This window comes from Empedobacter sp. UBA5924 (genome assembly GCF_002431085.1).
GTDB lineage: Bacteria > Bacteroidota > Bacteroidia > Flavobacteriales > Weeksellaceae > Empedobacter > Empedobacter falsenii_B.
Genome location: NZ_DJDM01000009.1, coordinates 1 through 17,447, shown reverse-complemented (window position 1 = coordinate 17,447; position 17,447 = coordinate 1). Strand labels below are relative to the sequence as shown.

The 17,447-nt window shown below is 32.0% G+C and carries 13 protein-coding genes and 2 riboswitches; of the genes, 5 read left to right on the top strand and 8 right to left on the bottom strand.

The window, feature by feature from the left end; genetic code table 11:
• The first annotated feature begins 35 nt into the window (after positions 1 to 35).
• A complete protein-coding gene (locus tag B3792_RS02145; protein WP_291068737.1) occupies positions 36 to 3,119 on the top strand; it encodes a leucine--tRNA ligase in 3,084 nt (1,027 codons plus the stop codon).
• A 252-nt stretch (positions 3,120 to 3,371) separates the two neighbouring features.
• Here the strand turns inward: B3792_RS02145 and yiaA are convergent, their stop codons facing one another.
• Positions 3,372 to 3,761: an inner membrane protein YiaA gene (gene yiaA, locus B3792_RS02140; RefSeq protein ID WP_038336823.1), complete on the bottom strand. Its 390-nt coding sequence runs from the start codon at positions 3,759 to 3,761 to the stop codon at positions 3,372 to 3,374.
• Positions 3,762 to 3,847: 86 nt separating this feature from the next.
• Here yiaA and B3792_RS02135 point away from each other — a divergent pair, with 86 nt between their 5' ends.
• The 3 genes from B3792_RS02135 to B3792_RS02125 all read left to right on the top strand — a co-directional run bounded on the left by B3792_RS02135 (position 3,848) and on the right by B3792_RS02125 (position 6,098).
• The gene (locus B3792_RS02135) at positions 3,848 to 4,384 is read left to right on the top strand and encodes a GNAT family N-acetyltransferase (protein ID WP_038336824.1); all 537 of its coding nucleotides are present in this window, start codon (positions 3,848 to 3,850) and stop codon (positions 4,382 to 4,384) included.
• 72 nt (positions 4,385 to 4,456) lie between these two features.
• The gene (locus B3792_RS02130; protein WP_115002229.1) at positions 4,457 to 5,149 is read left to right on the top strand and encodes a hypothetical protein; all 693 of its coding nucleotides are present in this window, start codon (positions 4,457 to 4,459) and stop codon (positions 5,147 to 5,149) included.
• A 7-nt stretch (positions 5,150 to 5,156) separates the two neighbouring features.
• Positions 5,157 to 6,098, top strand: coding sequence for a hypothetical protein (locus B3792_RS02125; protein ID WP_115002227.1), 942 nt, complete (start codon positions 5,157 to 5,159; stop codon positions 6,096 to 6,098).
• 88 nt (positions 6,099 to 6,186) lie between these two features.
• On the opposite strand, the gene metE is transcribed toward B3792_RS02125, so the two are convergent.
• Positions 6,187 to 8,508, bottom strand: a complete 2,322-nt coding sequence (gene metE, locus B3792_RS02120) for a 5-methyltetrahydropteroyltriglutamate--homocysteine S-methyltransferase (protein ID WP_115002225.1) — start codon at positions 8,506 to 8,508, stop codon at positions 6,187 to 6,189.
• Positions 8,509 to 8,594: 86 nt separating this feature from the next.
• A riboswitch (cobalamin riboswitch) is annotated at positions 8,595 to 8,730 on the bottom strand.
• 109 nt (positions 8,731 to 8,839) lie between these two features.
• On the opposite strand from metE, the gene B3792_RS02115 reads away from it, so the two are divergent.
• Positions 8,840 to 9,301 (top strand): Lrp/AsnC family transcriptional regulator, encoded by a 462-nt coding sequence (locus tag B3792_RS02115; RefSeq protein ID WP_038336827.1) that lies wholly within the window; start codon positions 8,840 to 8,842, stop codon positions 9,299 to 9,301.
• A 54-nt stretch (positions 9,302 to 9,355) separates the two neighbouring features.
• Here the strand turns inward: B3792_RS02115 and B3792_RS02110 are convergent, their stop codons facing one another.
• The 6 genes from B3792_RS02110 to B3792_RS02085 form a co-directional block, all read right to left on the bottom strand.
• Positions 9,356 to 10,909, bottom strand: coding sequence for a DUF5074 domain-containing protein (locus B3792_RS02110; protein ID WP_291068732.1), 1,554 nt, complete (start codon positions 10,907 to 10,909; stop codon positions 9,356 to 9,358).
• 74 nt (positions 10,910 to 10,983) lie between these two features.
• Complete coding sequence (locus tag B3792_RS02105) at positions 10,984 to 11,841, bottom strand: DUF4465 domain-containing protein (RefSeq protein ID WP_052217978.1); 858 nt, start codon at positions 11,839 to 11,841, stop codon at positions 10,984 to 10,986.
• A 19-nt stretch (positions 11,842 to 11,860) separates the two neighbouring features.
• Positions 11,861 to 13,000 (bottom strand): PKD-like domain-containing protein, encoded by a 1,140-nt coding sequence (locus B3792_RS02100; protein WP_219035417.1) that lies wholly within the window; start codon positions 12,998 to 13,000, stop codon positions 11,861 to 11,863.
• 9 nt (positions 13,001 to 13,009) lie between these two features.
• A complete protein-coding gene (locus tag B3792_RS02095; protein WP_221856352.1) occupies positions 13,010 to 14,146 on the bottom strand; it encodes a YncE family protein in 1,137 nt (378 codons plus the stop codon).
• Entirely contained in the window at positions 14,143 to 16,140 is a 1,998-nt protein-coding gene (locus B3792_RS02090) for a TonB-dependent receptor (protein WP_291068730.1), read from the bottom strand. Before B3792_RS02090 ends, B3792_RS02095 begins: the two co-directional genes overlap by 4 nt.
• Positions 16,141 to 16,239: 99 nt before the next feature.
• Positions 16,240 to 16,423, bottom strand: a riboswitch (cobalamin riboswitch).
• A gap of 75 nt (positions 16,424 to 16,498) precedes the next feature.
• Entirely contained in the window at positions 16,499 to 16,942 is a 444-nt protein-coding gene (locus B3792_RS02085; protein WP_291046770.1) for a cytochrome c oxidase assembly factor Coa1 family protein, read from the bottom strand.
• Between the last annotated feature and the right edge of the window lie 505 nt (positions 16,943 to 17,447).

Here is a 17,447-nt window from a genome sequence, read left to right as displayed (position 1 = left end):
TTTGCATAAATTTAATTTTAATATAACTTCCAATAATGCAATATAATCCGAATGAAATCGAACCAAAATGGCAAAAATTTTGGATTGAAGACAAGACGTTCAAAGCTGAAAATCAATCAGAAAAACCTAAATTTTACGTATTAGACATGTTTCCTTATCCTTCTGGAGCTGGATTACACGTAGGTCATCCACTTGGATACATTGCGTCTGATATTTATTCTCGATACAAAAAATTAAAGGGTTTCAACGTTTTACACCCAATGGGTTACGATTCTTTTGGTTTGCCTGCGGAACAATATGCTATCCAAACTGGTCAACATCCTGCGATTACAACAACAACGAATATCGAAGGTGGTGTTGATAAACAAGGAAATGTGATTGCTGGTTACGAGAACCAAATGAAAAAAATTGGTTTGGGATACGATTGGGATCGTGAAATCAGAACTTCAGAACCTGAATATTATAAATGGACACAATGGATTTTCAATCAATTATTTGATTCATATTATGATAATTCAACCGATAAAGCTGAATCCATTTCAAAATTAGTTGAAACATTCAAAACTGAAGGTAATGCAAATGTAAATGCTGTGGCAGATGATGATATTGAAATCTTTACAGCAGAGCAATGGAATGCCTATTCTGAAAAAGAACAACAAGCAATTTTATTAAAATATCGTTTAACTTTCTTAGCAGAAGCAGAAGTAAACTGGTGTCCAGATTTAGGAACTGTTTTAGCGAATGACGAAGTAATTAACGGATTATCTGAACGTGGAGGATTCCCTGTTGTGCGCAAAAAAATGACACAATGGATGATGCGTATCACGGCTTACGCTGATCGTTTATTAACTGGTTTAGATAAATTAGATTGGCCAGATCCGATCAAAGAATCTCAAAAAAATTGGATTGGTAAATCGCAAGGTGCATCAATCTTTTTTGATGTTGTAGGAAACGATGACAAAATTGAAGTTTTTACTACTCGTCCTGATACTGTTTTTGGTGTTTCTTATGTAACATTAGCGCCAGAGCATCCTTTAGTTTCTCAAATTACAACAGCAGAAAACAAAGCAAAAGTTGATGCTTATGTCGATTATACTTCAAAACGTTCTGAACGTGATCGTTTAGCGGATGCTAAAAATATTACAGGAGAATTTACAGGCGCTTATGCTATTCATCCTTTCACAGGAAAACAACTTCCGATTTGGATTGGTGATTATGTATTAGCTTCTTATGGAACTGGTGCTGTAATGGCTGTTCCAGCTGGTGATGAGCGTGATTTTGCTTTTGCAAATCATTTCGATTTACCAATTATTAATATTTTCAAAGGGAAAGATATTTCTGAAGCTGCTTTTACAGAAAAAGGTGGTTTCGAATTACAAGATTCTGATTTCTTAAACGGATTAGATTATAAACAAGCGGTTGCAAAAGCAATTGAAGCTTTAGAAGAAAAAGGTTTTGGACAAGGAAAAACAAACTTCCGTTTACGCGAAGCTGTTTTCTCTCGTCAACGTTATTGGGGAGAACCAGTTCCGGTTTATTTCAAGGACGAAATGCCTTACACAATTCCAACAGCAGCATTGCCAATTATTTTACCAGAAGTTGACGAATATTTACCAACAAAAGATGGTGAGCCACCATTGGGACGTGCTACAAAATGGGCATTTGATACAACTACAAATGAAGTTGTAGACAATAGTTTAATCAACAATGAAACAATTTTCCCTATCGAATTGAACACTATGCCAGGTTGGGCGGGTTCTTCTTGGTATTGGTTACGTTACATGGATGCGAAAAATGACAACGAATTTGTCTCAAAAGAAGCGGTTGATTATTGGCAAAATGTCGATTTGTACATGGGTGGATCTGAGCACGCGACTGGTCACTTGTTGTATTCTCGTTTTTGGCAAAAATTCTTGTTTGATAAAGGATTCGTTCCTACAGATGAATATGCAAAAAAACTGATTAACCAAGGAATGATTTTGGGAATGAGTGCATTTGCTTATAGAGTTAGTGTTAATTATGATTCTAACATAACGAACTTCATTGAAAATATTGATCAAGTTCAACTTCCTAATAATATTTTTGTTTCTAAAAAATATAAAGATATTATACAAGAATACCATAATGAAGTTAATAGACAAAATGCTTTAGGCAAACATTATAGTGAAGTTAATACACCTGTTGAATTTCAAGAGATAGCAAATATCTACTACACTGAAATGCAAAAAATAAATAATAATTCTCAACCTGTAAAAGATTTAGAGAATAATTATTTCAATATTATCTTAACTCCAATCCACGTCGATGTTAATATGTTGAAAGATGGAGGAGATGAATTAGATACAGAAAAATTCAAAGCGTGGCGCGAAGATTTTGCTAATGCTGAATTTATTTTAGAAGATGGTAAATACATCACAGGACGCGAAGTTGAAAAGATGTCAAAATCTAAATTCAATGTCTTAAATCCTGATGATATTTGTAATCAATATGGAGCAGATTCTTTACGTTTATACGAAATGTTTTTAGGTCCAGTTGAGCAATCTAAACCATGGAATACACAAGGTTTATCTGGCGTTTATTCATTCTTGAAAAAATTCTGGAGATTGTATCATTCAGGAGCAGAAGAAACTTTCTTCGTTTCGGAAGATGAGCCAACAAAAGAAGAAATGAAAGTATTGCATCAAACCATCAAAAAAGTGGATGAAGATGTAAACAATTTCTCTTTTAATACATCGGTTTCTACTTTTATGATTGCGGCAAACGAATTAGGAAAATTAAAAACAACTAAACGTGCAATTTTAGAGCCTTTGGCAATTATTATTTCGCCTTATGCACCGCATATTGCAGAAGAATTATGGTCAAAATTAGGACATGAAACGTCAATTGCGCATGCAGATTTCCCTGTTTTCGAAGAAAAATGGTTAGTTGCTGATGCAAAAGAATATCCAGTTTCATTTAATGGTAAAATGAAATTCTTGTTAGAATTACCTTTATCATTATCAAAAGATGAAATTCAAGAAATTGTAATGAACGACGAACGTACAATCAAACAATTGGGTGATCGTACACCAAAAAACATCATTATTGTTCCTGGAAAAATCATTAATATCGTTGGATAAAATTCGTCAGTTCGAGTGATTTTTAGAAATGAAATGTATAAAAATTGTATCGAGAACAGAATTTTAAAACCTTATTCTCGATACTAAATTCTTTCAGAATTTCACTCGAATTGACGGTTTCAAAAATAAAAGTAAAATCCTCGCAATTGCGAGGATTTTATTTTTTATTGCGTTAGGGATTGTAGTGAAAATCCTTTGCTGAATAGCAAAGATTGTAACGAAAAGCCCGCCCGTAGGAACGCCCAAAACATATTAATTAGCCATGTTGTCCCTTGTATTTTTTTGTACAGCAATAGCTCCAAAAATTGCCAATAAAAAAGCAAATGCATAGAAACCTTTCTCCGAAGGTAGGATTGTTGCATTCCAAAGACCTATAATTAAAAGTGTGATTGAAGCAATAGTTCCAAACCAACAAATTCCGTAATAAATATCAGTTACAGGGATTTGTTCCAATCGGTCTCGAACTGCTTTTTGCAAAGATACTACGGCGAAAAGTCCAAATAAAAGAACGGTAAAGTAATAACCTTTCTCGTTCAATTCCATTTCGGCGCGCGTCAATCCAATAATATATCCAATCATTCCCGAGCCTAAAGCAATCCAAGAAGCTGCTATAAAAGCATTAGATACTTTTTGTTGTTTCATTTTATGTATTTTAGTAATAGATTAGCTGTAAATATAAAAATAATTTAATCTGATTTACAATAAAGATTATTCTTAACTCAATAAATATGAAATATTTACCAACTTTAGAAACGGAGCGTTTAATAATTCGTCCAATTACGATGGATGATTTGCAGGATTTTTATGAGATGGATTCTCAACCAGAAGTGCATACATTTCTGAAAAATCAACCAATTAAAACGATTGATGAAACAAGAGAAATCATCGAAAACTTATTGATTCAATACAACGAACTTGGACATGGACGAGTGGCTGTTATAGAGAAAGAATCGGGAAAAATGATTGGTTGGACTGGTTTTAAATACATGACCGAAAAAGAGGCGATGAATAATCGATTTGATTTCTTAGATTTTGGCTATCGTTACCGTAAAGAAACTTGGGGAAAAGGTTATGCAACAGAAGCTGCGAAAGCTTGCATGGATTTTTATAACGAAAATATGATTGATTTTAAACTAAATGCCATAACACATACAGAAAATGCAGCATCAAGAAATGTTTTAGAAAAAATAGGTTTCGAAGTCACTGAAACTTTTCATCTGGACATGTGGGATTTGGATTGCTTTTGGTATGAATTGAAGAAATAATTAACTTCAAAATAATCTTGGTTCACGCAACCTTTTAAGTAAATGATTCTCTTTCTTTTAAACACTATTTATATGAAAAAGAATTTTTTACTTTTTTTATTCGTCATTGGTTTTGGACAATTGATTTCTGCACAAGAAAAATCAAACGATGAACGCAAAAATGTCATCACTTTTAGCGTTCTTTCAGCAGCTTTATCGCCTCCAAGATGGACTTTTGGATACATCTATAAACTGAACGAGCGTTATTGGATTGGCTCTGAAATTGGCTACGGAAGTTATCATAGCATTCCTGTTAGCCACAAACCAAAATATAAAATCAACGAAGATTATCAACTTTTTGAGATTCGACCAGAATTTTTTATCAATCTAAGCGAAAACAGACGAGTAAAACATCTTATTTCTTCCGAGTTTTTCTATATTCATCACACCGATCATCTTGAAAATGGTGAATATTACCGAAATGATGCTCAAAATTTTTCGTATTTATATTCGTATGACGAAGCCGATTATAAACGAATAAAATATGGATTGAATATCAATTACAATATTTTTATTCCAACTCATAAAGGATTAGTTTTTATTCCAAAAGTTGGTTTGGGTGTAAAAAATAGAAATGTAAAATATTCGAATGTTACAAATTTAGAAAGTGTTGATACTCGAATTTTTGATGATTTTATGGGCGGTTTAGAAAATCATTATAAAAAAGAAGGTTCTTCTACAGATTTCAATTTAAATCTTAACTTTAAGATCGCTTATCAATTTTAAACAAAACATGAAAAAAATAATTTTAACGACAATTTGTTTGGCTGCATCACAAGCTAATTTTGCACAAAAAATTTCGACAAATGATTATGAAGTTAAAACAACTTTAGCTGATTTTAATCTGAAAGGAAAGGTTGAAAAAGTGACTTCAACTGCAACAGATGCAAAAGGAAATACCACAACTTTACCTTTTTTGGAGAATGAATTTTACAATCAAATTTCGTTAGAATTTAATCAAAAAGGATTGTTAACAAAGCGAACAAATTATTTGGATTATCAAGGAAAATTAGCTGTTTATAACTATGTTAATTACGACTACAATAACTCAAATTTTATTGATAAACAGACAAATACAGTTATTAACAATGGTGAAGATCCAAAACGAATTGCTTCCGACAAAACCTTTGTTTATGACAATAAAAATCGGTTGATAAACTTGACAGAAAATATTGAAGGGAAATCGTCAAAATCGAGTTATGAAACGATTTTTAATTATTCGAATAAGTTGGATAAAATCACGACAAAAGTGGAAGGTTCTACGATTAGTGAGAATAATTTGACATATAACAAAAATGGTTTATTGGTTTTGGATGAAATGACTTCTTTTGATGGAAAAAAAGGGCGAAAATCGTATTATATTTATGATAAAGAAACACCTATTTTTCAGGAAGAAATTGCTGGAAATTCGAGCAAAATAATGTTTTTTGAGAATGGAAACATTTCAAAATTACAATCATTTGACGCCAATAAAACGTTAGCTTATCAAGCTGATTTTGATTCGAAAAATGAAATTGTAAACTTCAAAAAACAATCCTTCCGAAATGGACAAACTGTTTTAACTTCTTATCAAGTTTCGTATGAATATGATTCGAAAAATAATTGGATAAAAGCTTCTATTTCAATCAATGGAGAATTGAAATATGTTGTAAAACGAACGATAAATTATTATTAAAACACAAAAGGTTGAGCAATGCTCAACCTTTCTTCACAAATAAATAACACAACACTACTTATTAAGTCATTAAAGTAGGATGTTAAGCTTAAATCGCTTTTGGCGTATATATTTTTCTTAATTCTTTTGTCGCCGCAACCATTTCGATTAATGCTTTTTCGGTTTCTTCCCAATGACGCGTTTTTAGTCCGCAATCAGGATTTACCCATAATTGATCTGCTGGAATAACTTTTGCCGCTTTCTCTATCAAATCAACCATTTCCTCTTTCGACGGAACGCGAGGCGAGTGAATATCATAAACTCCAGGTCCAATATCATTTGGATAATTGAAATCTGAAAAAGCATTTAATAATTCCATCTGACTTCTCGAACATTCAATTGTAATGACATCCGCATCTAAATCAGCAATATTTTGAATAATATCGTTGAATTCTGAATAACACATATGCGTATGAATTTGCGTAGAATTATCAACATTACTTGAGGCTAATTTAAACGAATCAACAGCCCATTTCAAATAATTTTGCCATTCATCTTTTCTTAATGGTAAACCTTCTCGAATTGCAGGCTCATCAATCTGAATAATTTTAATTCCAGCTTTTTCTAAATCCGAAACTTCATCTCGAATCGCCAATGCAATTTGTTTACACGTCGTAGATCTTGGCTGATCATCGCGAACAAAAGACCATTGTAAAATCGTAACTGGACCAGTCAACATTCCTTTTACTTTTTGTTCTGTGATAGATTGTGCATATTGTGACCAATAAACCGTCATTGGAACTGGGCGATAAACATCACCAAAAATAATCGGCGGTTTTACACAACGCGTTCCATAACTCTGAACCCAACCATTTTTAGAGAAAACAAATCCGGCTAATTTTTCACCAAAATATTCCACCATATCGTTGCGCTCATATTCACCATGCACCAAAACATCAATGCCAATTTCTTCTTGCCATTCTATCGTACGCTTCGTTTCTTGTTTCAATAAAGTATCATATTCTTCGGCAGATAATTCCCCTTTTTTATACTTCGCACGCCAACTTCTCACCTCTTGCGTTTGTGGAAAAGAGCCGATTGTTGTCGTAGGAAAAGGAGGAAGATTCAATACATTTTGTTGCACAATTTTTCGGTTTCCAAAACTATTTGCACGATTATAATCTTCATCTTTTATTGCATTTACTCGTTCTTTAACTTGAGTTTGATGAATTAATTGAGAATTTTTTCTATTATTAATAGAGAATTGATTCGCTTCATATTGTTGAATCAATTTTTCGTCATTCGGGTTTGAAAAATAATTTTTTAAGAAAGCAACTTCTTCTAATTTTTGCTTCGCAAATGCAAACCAATCTTTAATTGTAGTCGGAAGATTTTTTTCGTTTGTTTCTAAATCTAAATCACAAGGTGAATGTAATAATGAACAAGATGTTGAAATAATAACTCGTTTTTCTCCAATTTTGTTCACAACTTTTTCTATCGTTGAAAGTGATTTTTGAAAATCATTTTTCCAAATATTTCTACCATCAACTAAACCTAAAGAAAGTTTTAATTGAGAAGGAGCTTGATTCAATATTTCATCAAGTTGATTTTCGTCTCGAACCAAATCAAGATGCAAAATATCAATTGGTAAATTGATTGCTAAAGCTGTATTATCTTTCAATCCATCAAAATAAGTTGCGACCTGAATCGTAAGTTGAGGAAATTCTTTTCTTATTTTTTTGTAAACTTCTTGATAAGCCGTTTTCGATTTTTCGTCTAAATCTAAAGCTAAAAAAGGTTCGTCGAACTGAATTGTATTTGCTCCATGATTGATTAAATCATGAATAATTTCAAAGTAAACTGGCAATAAATTCTGAATTAAATCAATTCGATCAAATCCTTCTTCTTTTTCTTTTCCTAATAATAAATACGTAATCGGTCCAATTAAAACAGTTTTTGGATTAAAACCTTCTTTTTTGGCAGCGATAAATTCATTTACAATTAAGTTTGAGAAATATTTAAATTCTTGATTTTTTACAAATTCTGGAACGATATAATGGTAATTGGTATCAAACCATTTTGTCATTTCCATCGCTGTAATATCTAAATTATCTTTTTGATAGCCTCTTGCCATCGCAAAATATAAGTCTAATTCAGTATTCTTTTTATTTAAAGCAACTGTATTGAAACGCTCTGGAATTGCGCCAACTGATAACGTAAAATCTAAAACTTGATCGTAAAAAGAAAAGTCATTACACGGAATTAAATCAATTCCGGCAGCTTGTTGCAATGCCCAATTTTGTTTGGTAATTGTACGGCTTGTTTGCAATAAAGCTTGTAGTTCAATTTTACCTGCCCAATAATTTTCGCAGGCTTTTTTTAGTTCACGGTTAGCGCCAATTCTTGGATAACCTAAAATTTGTGTTTGCATTTTGATTGTTTTTTAATGTTCAAAAACACAAACGCGAGTTGATAAATAGTAAACCTATTTTGACAGACAGACTTCAAATCGCGAAAGTATCATCTTTTGTTTCTATTGGTAATCTGACTTGTAATTTGCATTACTTACAGTTGCGCGACAGCTCGTGATTCTCACACGATTCCCCAATAATTTGTTGTTTATTTCTTCACAAATGTAACAAGACAAAATAAACGATTGTAAAACTTGAAAAAATAAGATTATACTACTTATTATGACTAATTTTACAAAACAAAACACTTAAACAACGATAAAATATCGTGTTGAAAAGAATATTATTTGGATGGAAACATTAGATCAAACCGATTTAGAATTATTAAGAATTCTACAAAAAGATTCGAAATTGACAGTAAAAGCAATTGCTGCTTTAGTTAATTTATCTCCTTCACCCGTTTTTGAACGTATAAAAAGGTTGGAACAACAAGGTTATATCAAAAATTATAGAGCGGTTTTGGATGCAGAAAAGCTGAACAAAGGCTTTATGGTTTTTTGCAGCATCAAGCTAAAACAACATGATCGCACGATTGGGAATAAACTTGTAGAAGATATTTTGTTGATTGATGAAGTGGTGGAATGTTATAATATTTCGGGCGAATATGATTTTATCTTAAAAGTACAAGTTTTGGATATGAAGCAATATCAAGATTTTGTTTTCAATAAATTGGGCGCTTTAGAAAGCATCGGAAGTACGCACAGCTCTTTTGTGATGGCCGAAATAAAAAATACGTATGGAATAAATATTTAATAAAAACAAAAGGTCGAGCAATGCTCAACCTTTTTTCCACAAATAAATAACACACTACTTTTTGATTACTTTGAAAGTAGAATTGTTAATTTTTATGATGTAAACACCTTTTGGTAAAGAAGAAACATCTAATTGATTTTTCCCTTTTTGAAGTGTTTTCTCTGTCATTTTGTCTCCTGTAATAGCAAAAATTTCGGCTTTTGAAGCTTCATTTGTTTCGATAAACAATACATTGTTAACAGGATTTGGATAAACATTAATTGATGATTTATTCAGATCACTTATTCCTAAAACAGCTGATGAAATTGTGATGTTTTGTGAAACAACTTTTCCATTCGAATTGAAAGAAATTTTGATTTTAGCTGTTCCATTTTTTAATGGATTAATGACTAATTCTTCCTTATCATTAATCGAAATTTCAGCGACATCATCATTTTCAATAATTTCTAAATCTTTTACAATTGCTGCTGATAAATTATCTAAATCAGAAACTTTATCTTTCAAATCAATTGTTGTTGCTGAGTTGATTTGATAAGTCGTCTCTAAATCATTAATAATTGGTGCTGCATTATCTGGAAAAACTGGTATTGAAGGAAACCAATAATATTCACTTAATTTCACAGATTTTTTAAGACTTCCGTTATCAGAAAATCTATGAACAAAATTAATTTGTGAATTAGTTCCCCAACCTGAACCAATAGTAGTTAATACTAGTTCGTTTGTCAACGGATCAATCCTTAAACCTGCTCCATAATATGTTTCCTTTGGTGTCGTATCTTGACCAGGAATTTCTATAAAACTTTCTTCAAATTTATTGTTTGTTACATCGTATTTCACAACATTGATTCCTGATAGAAAATAAATACTATTATCTTGTGTGGAAGAACAAAAAGTACCAGCATTCCAAGCAGAAGGAGTTGGAACTGTTTTCGTAGGAATAGCAATTTCTGTAGTTTCTAAAGTCGTAGGATTTATTTTGACTAATTTTTTAGATAAAGCTCCCCATACATTTCCATCTTTAGATTGTACAACCGAAATAAAACTTCCTGCAATCGTTTGTTTTATTTGGTGTGTTTTTGGATCGATAACTAAAATTCCTCCAGTACTTGAAACAGCAAAAACAAATTTAGATGTACGAATCATATTTCCTACTTGACCAACTTTAGAAGTTCCATCAATCAGAGAACCAATTTTTAAATTCTCAATATCAAAAAGATAAATTCCTTTTGCAGATCCTATATAACCTTTTTTACTATTAACCCCAAGAAAACTTCTACCATCAGCACCAATTGTTTCGAAACTTGCTTTTTTCTGTAATGTTTTCGAATCTGCAACAACTAAACGATTTCCTTGTTTCGAAACAATGTAAAAATTATCGCCATATATTGTTCCATATTGAGAAGTTACACCAAATTCTTCACCAGGATTAACTGTTTTATAAACATTATAATCAACCGAATCGTTTGCATTAATAAAATTAATTGATCCATTTGCTTTACCAAACCAGTCTTCATTCACAATAAAAACGCCGTTTGTATATTCTTTTGTTTGTGCAAAACTTGTTTGAATTGCAGCTATTGTAAAAATCGAAAGTAAAAATTTCTTCATGTATTGTTTTTTTAGAAATCCGAAACCATCATCCAAAAATGATAGCCTCGGATAAAAATATTTAGAATGTTAGATTATTGAATTTTTTCTACTTTTAGTTTATCCATTGTAAAGTATAATGCTGTGTTTGCTCCCCAATCTCCTACATCTGTAGTTTCTAAAAAGAACATTAAATATTTAACTTCTCCTAAAGCAGAAAGATCCACATCTTGCCAATTTGTTGAAATATTATTTATTCCATTTCTAAAATCAACAAAATAATGAGTTACAGGTTTTTCTGTAGTCAATTGTTTATTTGCTGAAACACCATAAATATGAATCGCGAAATAATCTCCTTTTACAAACTTTCTTGCATATGCATCACCATTCAGAATCCCATAATAAGACCAAGGGCTTATTGCTAATTTTACATTTTTTGCTTTGTATTTATTAGCTGTATCAGTAATTTCTACTACACTCGAAAATCTGTCAATCTTAACTTCTTCTCCATATTTCAAAACTTTCTCAGATGGTTTGTGATCAGCGAAAGAGACTAAAAATGGTGTTCCTTGTCCATCTGCACCACCTTTTGCCATTGTACCCCATTGATTATCTAACCAACCGCCTTCTTTATCTATTTGATCAGAATTGTCATTACTATTAGAAACCGTGAATCCCATCCATGTTAAATACTCTGGCCAAGCTGTATGTTTAAACTTGAAAATACCTGAAGTTAATTCAGCGTCTTCTGTATAAGTACCTTCCCAAATTTTTCCTCCGGCTGTAGTAGTTCCTTTTGTTAAATCAAACTTTGATAAATCTAAGGTTTCATATTTTTGTTGATCTACTAATTCAGTATTGTCGTCATCATTATTACAAGAAGTCAATAAAAAGATTGATGATGTAGCAAATAAGAAATTAAAGAATAGTTTCTTTGTAAAATTAAAATTCATTTTATTTAGTTTTGTTATATTATAAATGCAAATCATAAGCACCTGCAACTTCTGTTGAGATTTCGCCTAACCAACCCGCTTCTTGATTTGTTGCTGTGTAAACTTTGATAAAATCGATTCCTAATAATTTAACAGGATTTCCATTTTTATCAACAGCCCAATCAATATCAATATTTGAATCTTCGCTGTTATTTGGTGCATTGTCTACATAACCATAAGCCAATTGTTTACCAGTCCAAATACCATTTTTCTCTGTATAATTGCTTGCCAAAAGTGTACCTGAGAATTTTAACTGATCCGAACCAAACCACAATGGATAATATGATTGTTTATGATAAGAATTTTTAGTTTTATAACCTGAATTTCCTTGATTATCTGTCCATTTTACATATTCAGGATTAGGTATTTTATCTTCTTCGGTTGGTTTTTGATAAGAAATACTATAATTTTTTATTGTATTTGGATTCGTGTACTCACTTCCTGCAATTTCGTACCATTCGTCGTCATCTGGTTTTCCGTTTTTATTTTTATCATATGCAACCATCACAATTCCAGGTTCAGAAGATCCAGCAAAACCATTTCCTAAAACTTTAAAATCGCGTTTGTTTGGTTGGTTCATAATCGTATGGTCAAAACCAAATACCACATATCCTCCGTAACCTCCAAGTGTAATCATTGTAGATTTTTCTCCTACTAAAGCCTTAGCAGCTTTGGCTGTCATATCAGCTTGAGTTTCTCCTGTTACATAAGATGGTAAAGCATTTGTGAATTGTCCAACTGCTGGCAAATAATCAAAGACTTGAGAAATATATTTACTGTAAGTAGATAATTCTTGTGTAACATTAACCTTTGTTTTTATCGTTTTAGAAGTTACTCCTGAAGTAATTTCTAATGTTAAATCGTAAGCACCAACTTTATCAGAAACAAAACCTAAGGTTTTCTCATTACCAATAATTTCATTGCCAAGTTTCCATGTATATGTTGCATTTTCGAAACCAGAAACAGTTGGTTCAATTGAAACAATTTTTAAACGTGCTGCATCATAAGATACTTGTAATGTAGCATTATCAGGATTAGTCTCGATAATGTTTTCATCATCACTACAGCTTTGTATTAAAGCAAAACTTAGTGCGGTTAGTAAGATTTTAGAATATTTCATATGTAAATTTTATTTATAGACAAAAGCAAAGTGAGCAGGAATATTTCCAGCAGCAGTTTTCCATTTAAAAGCACCATTTTTATCAAAACAATAGATGTAACCCATCGAAACATAATTTCCGACATCGGTTAGAAAAAGATCTTTGGTTTGAGGATTTACAGCAATTCCGTAAGGTGTTTCGATTTCATTAATAACAGGATCATTGACCAATGTTTTGTTGATAACTTGTTCTGTTTTGGTATCAATTACACCATAAGTTTTTGTGTATTCGAAAGTTGTGTAACTAAATTCGTTTGAATAATAATAGAGTTTGTTATCAACAATTGTAAAGTTAGAAACAGGAATATCAAATTTCTTTTTGATTTGATGCGTTTTACTATCCAACACATATAAATTTGATGGAACGTTGTAATAATCACCACGAGAAGTCACATATAAATCGCCATCTGCATCTTTTTTTAAACGATGAAGGTTTACTTCAACATCAATTTTTTTAGTTTCTTTAAACGTTGATAAATCAATCACAGAAATCGTTTTATCATATTCAGGAACTCGATATCCTCCTGAGTTTGCTACATACAAATTATTCCCAACAACTTCTAATTCTTCTGGCTGATAACCTACGGTCACTTGTCGCGTAACCGATAAATTAATCGTATCTATTTCGACCACTTTTCCCAAAGGCGCTTTCGGATCGATTGTAACAGGACCAGCATACGAAGATGCATACGCTTTCCCATTTGCAAACGTGATGTAACGACCATTTTCTAAAGGAATTGTTCCCAGATGTTTGGCTGTTCTTACATCCATTACCTCGATAAAATTTGATACGTTGATAACCGCATATAACTTATTTCCATAAATTTTGATATCATTCCCAACATCTCCCAATTCCTTTACCATAGTAGGATTTACGGTTGCATATATATTTCTATTATAGGTTCCTGTTGTAAAATCCATATAATCTACCGTAGCCATATTACTTCCCATTTTTCCTTCGTTTAGTAAATAAAAACCAACGACATCTGTTTTTTCGGGATCGGTTACACCTTCTTCCTCTTTCTCGATCAAATAAGTATCTTGCTGACAAGCATAAAAAGTAATTGCTGTTAAAAAACAGACGAATAATTGTTTGAAATTTCTCATAAGTTTGCGCTTAATATTAGCTTGAATTGTCTTCCTGGCATTGGATAATTTAAAACCACATCATATTGTTGATTCAAAATATTATTTAATTCAAAAGAAACTTTGAATAGACTTTGATTCAACCTAAACTCTTTATGTATCCCTAAATCATTTGTAAACCAAGGATTAAGACGATTTATTTTAATATTATCTTGATGAACATTGTAACGTTCTCCCACATAAATAAAACTGTAATTAAAATTCCATGTTTTATAAGAAGCCGCTAAAACAAAAGAGCCACTATGTTTTGGTGTATATGGAATTTGATTTTTGTAGTAACTTTTTTTAGGATTCGAATAATCTAACGCTTGCAAAAAACCGTAGTTAAGCATTGGCGAAACCTCTATTTCTCCTAATTGAAATGTTGATCGAATTTTAACATCCAACCCTTTTATTCTGACTTCATCCAAATTGAGCATAGTGAAACGAAACAAACTTCCAGAAGGCGCAGCCACAATTTTATCAGTTACTTCATTGTAAAAAGCATCGGCTTGAATCGTAATATTTTTGAAGAAATTTTGAGATGATTTAGAATAAGTAAAACCAACATTATATTGTGTAGAATATTCTGGTCGAAGATTCGCATAACCAATGTCTGTGTAGTACAAATCGTTGAACGTTGGCATTCTAAAAATACGTTTATAAAACGCTCTGATATTAAAATCGTGAGATTTGAATGGTTGATAATTGGCGATAATCGTTGGCGTCCATATATTTTTATCAGGCGCACTTGTGTTCATTTCTACTGATTCTTTTACAAAAGTTCCAAATAAACTTCCTTGTAAACTCAAACGTCCAAGACGATAAGTAGACGCGAACGCAACAAGATTTGTATGACGAGTAGGAAAAGAAAAATTCTTTAAATCTGCTCCCATATTATTAAACTGATAATCTGTTGCAACATTCACATCCCAATTATCTGTAATCGAATAAAGATTCGCCCAAGACACATAAAACTCGCGTTGTGTGTACTTATTTTCTATTTTTACTGTCGAAATTGTATCTGTATAATGGGTGAAATCGTAAGCAAACTTTGCGTTTATCTTCGATTGAAAATTTCTGAATCGTTTCTCATATTTACCTTGAACAAAATAATTTCGATCAACCAAAGTTTGTCCACGTCCATCAAATCGACCACGCACAATTGCAGCAGGAATTCCACGATCCGAATCATACAAATATCCTTTTACATTCCAATTCGATTGATTTCCTTTTCCGATCAATCCTAATTCCAAACGTTTTGCATCAACTTGTCCATCTCTACGTTTCAAAAGTGTATCGTATGCAGTAGTTCCATCCAAATTTTTGCGTTGATAACGGAATTTATATATACCATTCGTTTTAACATATTCTGCACTCAAAACAGCTGATAATCTATCCGTAATTTTCTGTTCAATACGAATAGAAGGATTGATTAATTGAATCGAGCCTAACTTATAACGAAGTGTAGCATTCGTTTTTTTATCACCAATAAAAACAGGTTTTTTGGTTTGAAGATAAATAGCAGAAGCAGAAGCATAATCTTTCGCTGATTGAAAAATATTACTTTTTTGACCATTATATAAAGAAATCATTTCCATATCGTCTAAAGAAAATTTTCCTAAATCGACAATTCCATTCTGCGCATTTCCAAGTTGAATTCCATCATAAAAAACTGCAACATGTTGAGATCCCATCCCACGAACATCAATAGTTTTTAAACCTCCAACTCCACCGTAATCTTTAATTTGCACTCCTGCAAAAAAACGAACAGCATCTGCCACAGAATGGCTATTTAAAGCCTCTAGTTCCGCTCCTTTCAATTCCTGAACAGGAACAACGGCTTTTACATTATTTTTTAAAATATTAACTTGCTGAAGCTCTAAAATACTATCATGAATAATTTGCGCAGAGGCTATGCGACATGAAAGCAAAATCAAGCTGCAACAAATAATTATAGTTTTTAGATTTCTCATTTAGCAATAATCAATTGTTGCTAACGAGAGTATATGAAGAAGTATTGAAAGGACGAACCTATCCAAAATTTGAACTTCACGCTTTAGTCCCCGAAAGCATTCAACATTTATCATTTTGGTAGGTCTTCTGACTTACTCCTTTTTTAGAAATCCTTCCCATTAAAAACAGTGGATATAATGTATCTAAAAAATATGGAGCTTACAGCAGCGGGTCTGTTCAGGATTTTCACCTGATTCCCTGTTACCGAACGGTTAAGTTCGCACCAAATGTTAATCAAAAGTAAAATTATTATTTTGAATAAACAATTAAATCTTTATCAATAATAGCTAAATAAAAAAAGCTAACTCATTCGTTAGCTTATTCTTTTACTTTATTTATTTCGATCACTTCTCCAGTTTCATCAACCTGAACCGCAATCTTTTCATAATTCCATTTATCAAATTCTTTCTCTCCTACAATAATTGCAGTTCCAGAACCTTTTGTTCCTTTTATAGGTACAGAAATGTTAGCTTCACCAATATCATTTGTAATAGAAATATTTCCAGTAAAAACTCCGTTCGTTTTAACATCCGTACCCAATTTCTGCTGAACTTCAACATTTTGATTAATAATATTAATTGCATGTTTCGTTACATCACTATCCGAAGTTATCTTACTAAAACCCCAAAAAGCACCACCAATTAACAATCCAAAAAATAAAATCACAAACGACAAACAGCCAACAGGCACAACCCATTTCCAATTACGTTTAAACCAACTTTCCTTTGGTAACAATTGATTATCATACTGATTTTCTTCCATAATATATAGGTTTTGAGTAAAGATAATAAATTTGGGCGTTCCCTCGCTCTTTGCCTTCCATTTATATTATTCATAGAATAAGCAAAATAATACAAACACAGCTAATGCAAATCGCTCGGTCGGGCTATCCGTTGCAATCTTTTGTAAAAGAAGATTAGAAGTGATTACAGGAAATACAATTTCTACAAAAGGATTTCCACTGCTATCCCTAACGCGGGTTTTAAGTTCTGAGTTTTGAGTAATAAGTTATAAGACATAAGATTTAAGACTGACAATAAAAATCTACAAAGGAGTGTTATCGAGTTATGAGTTGTAAGTTCTGAGTTAGTTGTAAAAAGGAAGCTTCCTTTTTATCAAGAAGAAGCTTCTTGTTGACTAATTAGAAGCCTCTTGTTGGATGAAAGCAAGCTTCTTTTTTTATAAAACATAGTCTGGAGATGCGTAAAGCTTACAGCGTTCAGCTAAAGCGCGACGTATAACCACAAAAAAAGCCTCAAGAAATAAA

Coding starts and splice junctions, on each gene's coding strand:
- metE (WP_115002225.1), bottom strand. CDS start 8,508: ATGCAAACACAAATTTTAGGTTATCCAAGAATTGGCGCTAACCGTGAA.
- B3792_RS02095 (WP_221856352.1), bottom strand. CDS start 14,146: ATGAGAAATTTCAAACAATTATTCGTCTGTTTTTTAACAGCAATTACT.
- B3792_RS02100 (WP_219035417.1), bottom strand. CDS start 13,000: ATGAAATATTCTAAAATCTTACTAACCGCACTAAGTTTTGCTTTAATA.
- yiaA (WP_038336823.1), bottom strand. CDS start 3,761: ATGAAACAACAAAAAGTATCTAATGCTTTTATAGCAGCTTCTTGGATT.
- B3792_RS02115 (WP_038336827.1), top strand. CDS start 8,840: ATGGAAACATTAGATCAAACCGATTTAGAATTATTAAGAATTCTACAA.
- B3792_RS02105 (WP_052217978.1), bottom strand. CDS start 11,841: ATGAATTTTAATTTTACAAAGAAACTATTCTTTAATTTCTTATTTGCT.
- B3792_RS02090 (WP_291068730.1), bottom strand. CDS start 16,140: ATGAGAAATCTAAAAACTATAATTATTTGTTGCAGCTTGATTTTGCTT.
- B3792_RS02085 (WP_291046770.1), bottom strand. CDS start 16,942: ATGGAAGAAAATCAGTATGATAATCAATTGTTACCAAAGGAAAGTTGG.
- B3792_RS02125 (WP_115002227.1), top strand. CDS start 5,157: ATGAAAAAAATAATTTTAACGACAATTTGTTTGGCTGCATCACAAGCT.
- B3792_RS02130 (WP_115002229.1), top strand. CDS start 4,457: ATGAAAAAGAATTTTTTACTTTTTTTATTCGTCATTGGTTTTGGACAA.
- B3792_RS02135 (WP_038336824.1), top strand. CDS start 3,848: ATGAAATATTTACCAACTTTAGAAACGGAGCGTTTAATAATTCGTCCA.
- B3792_RS02110 (WP_291068732.1), bottom strand. CDS start 10,909: ATGAAGAAATTTTTACTTTCGATTTTTACAATAGCTGCAATTCAAACA.
- B3792_RS02145 (WP_291068737.1), top strand. CDS start 36: ATGCAATATAATCCGAATGAAATCGAACCAAAATGGCAAAAATTTTGG.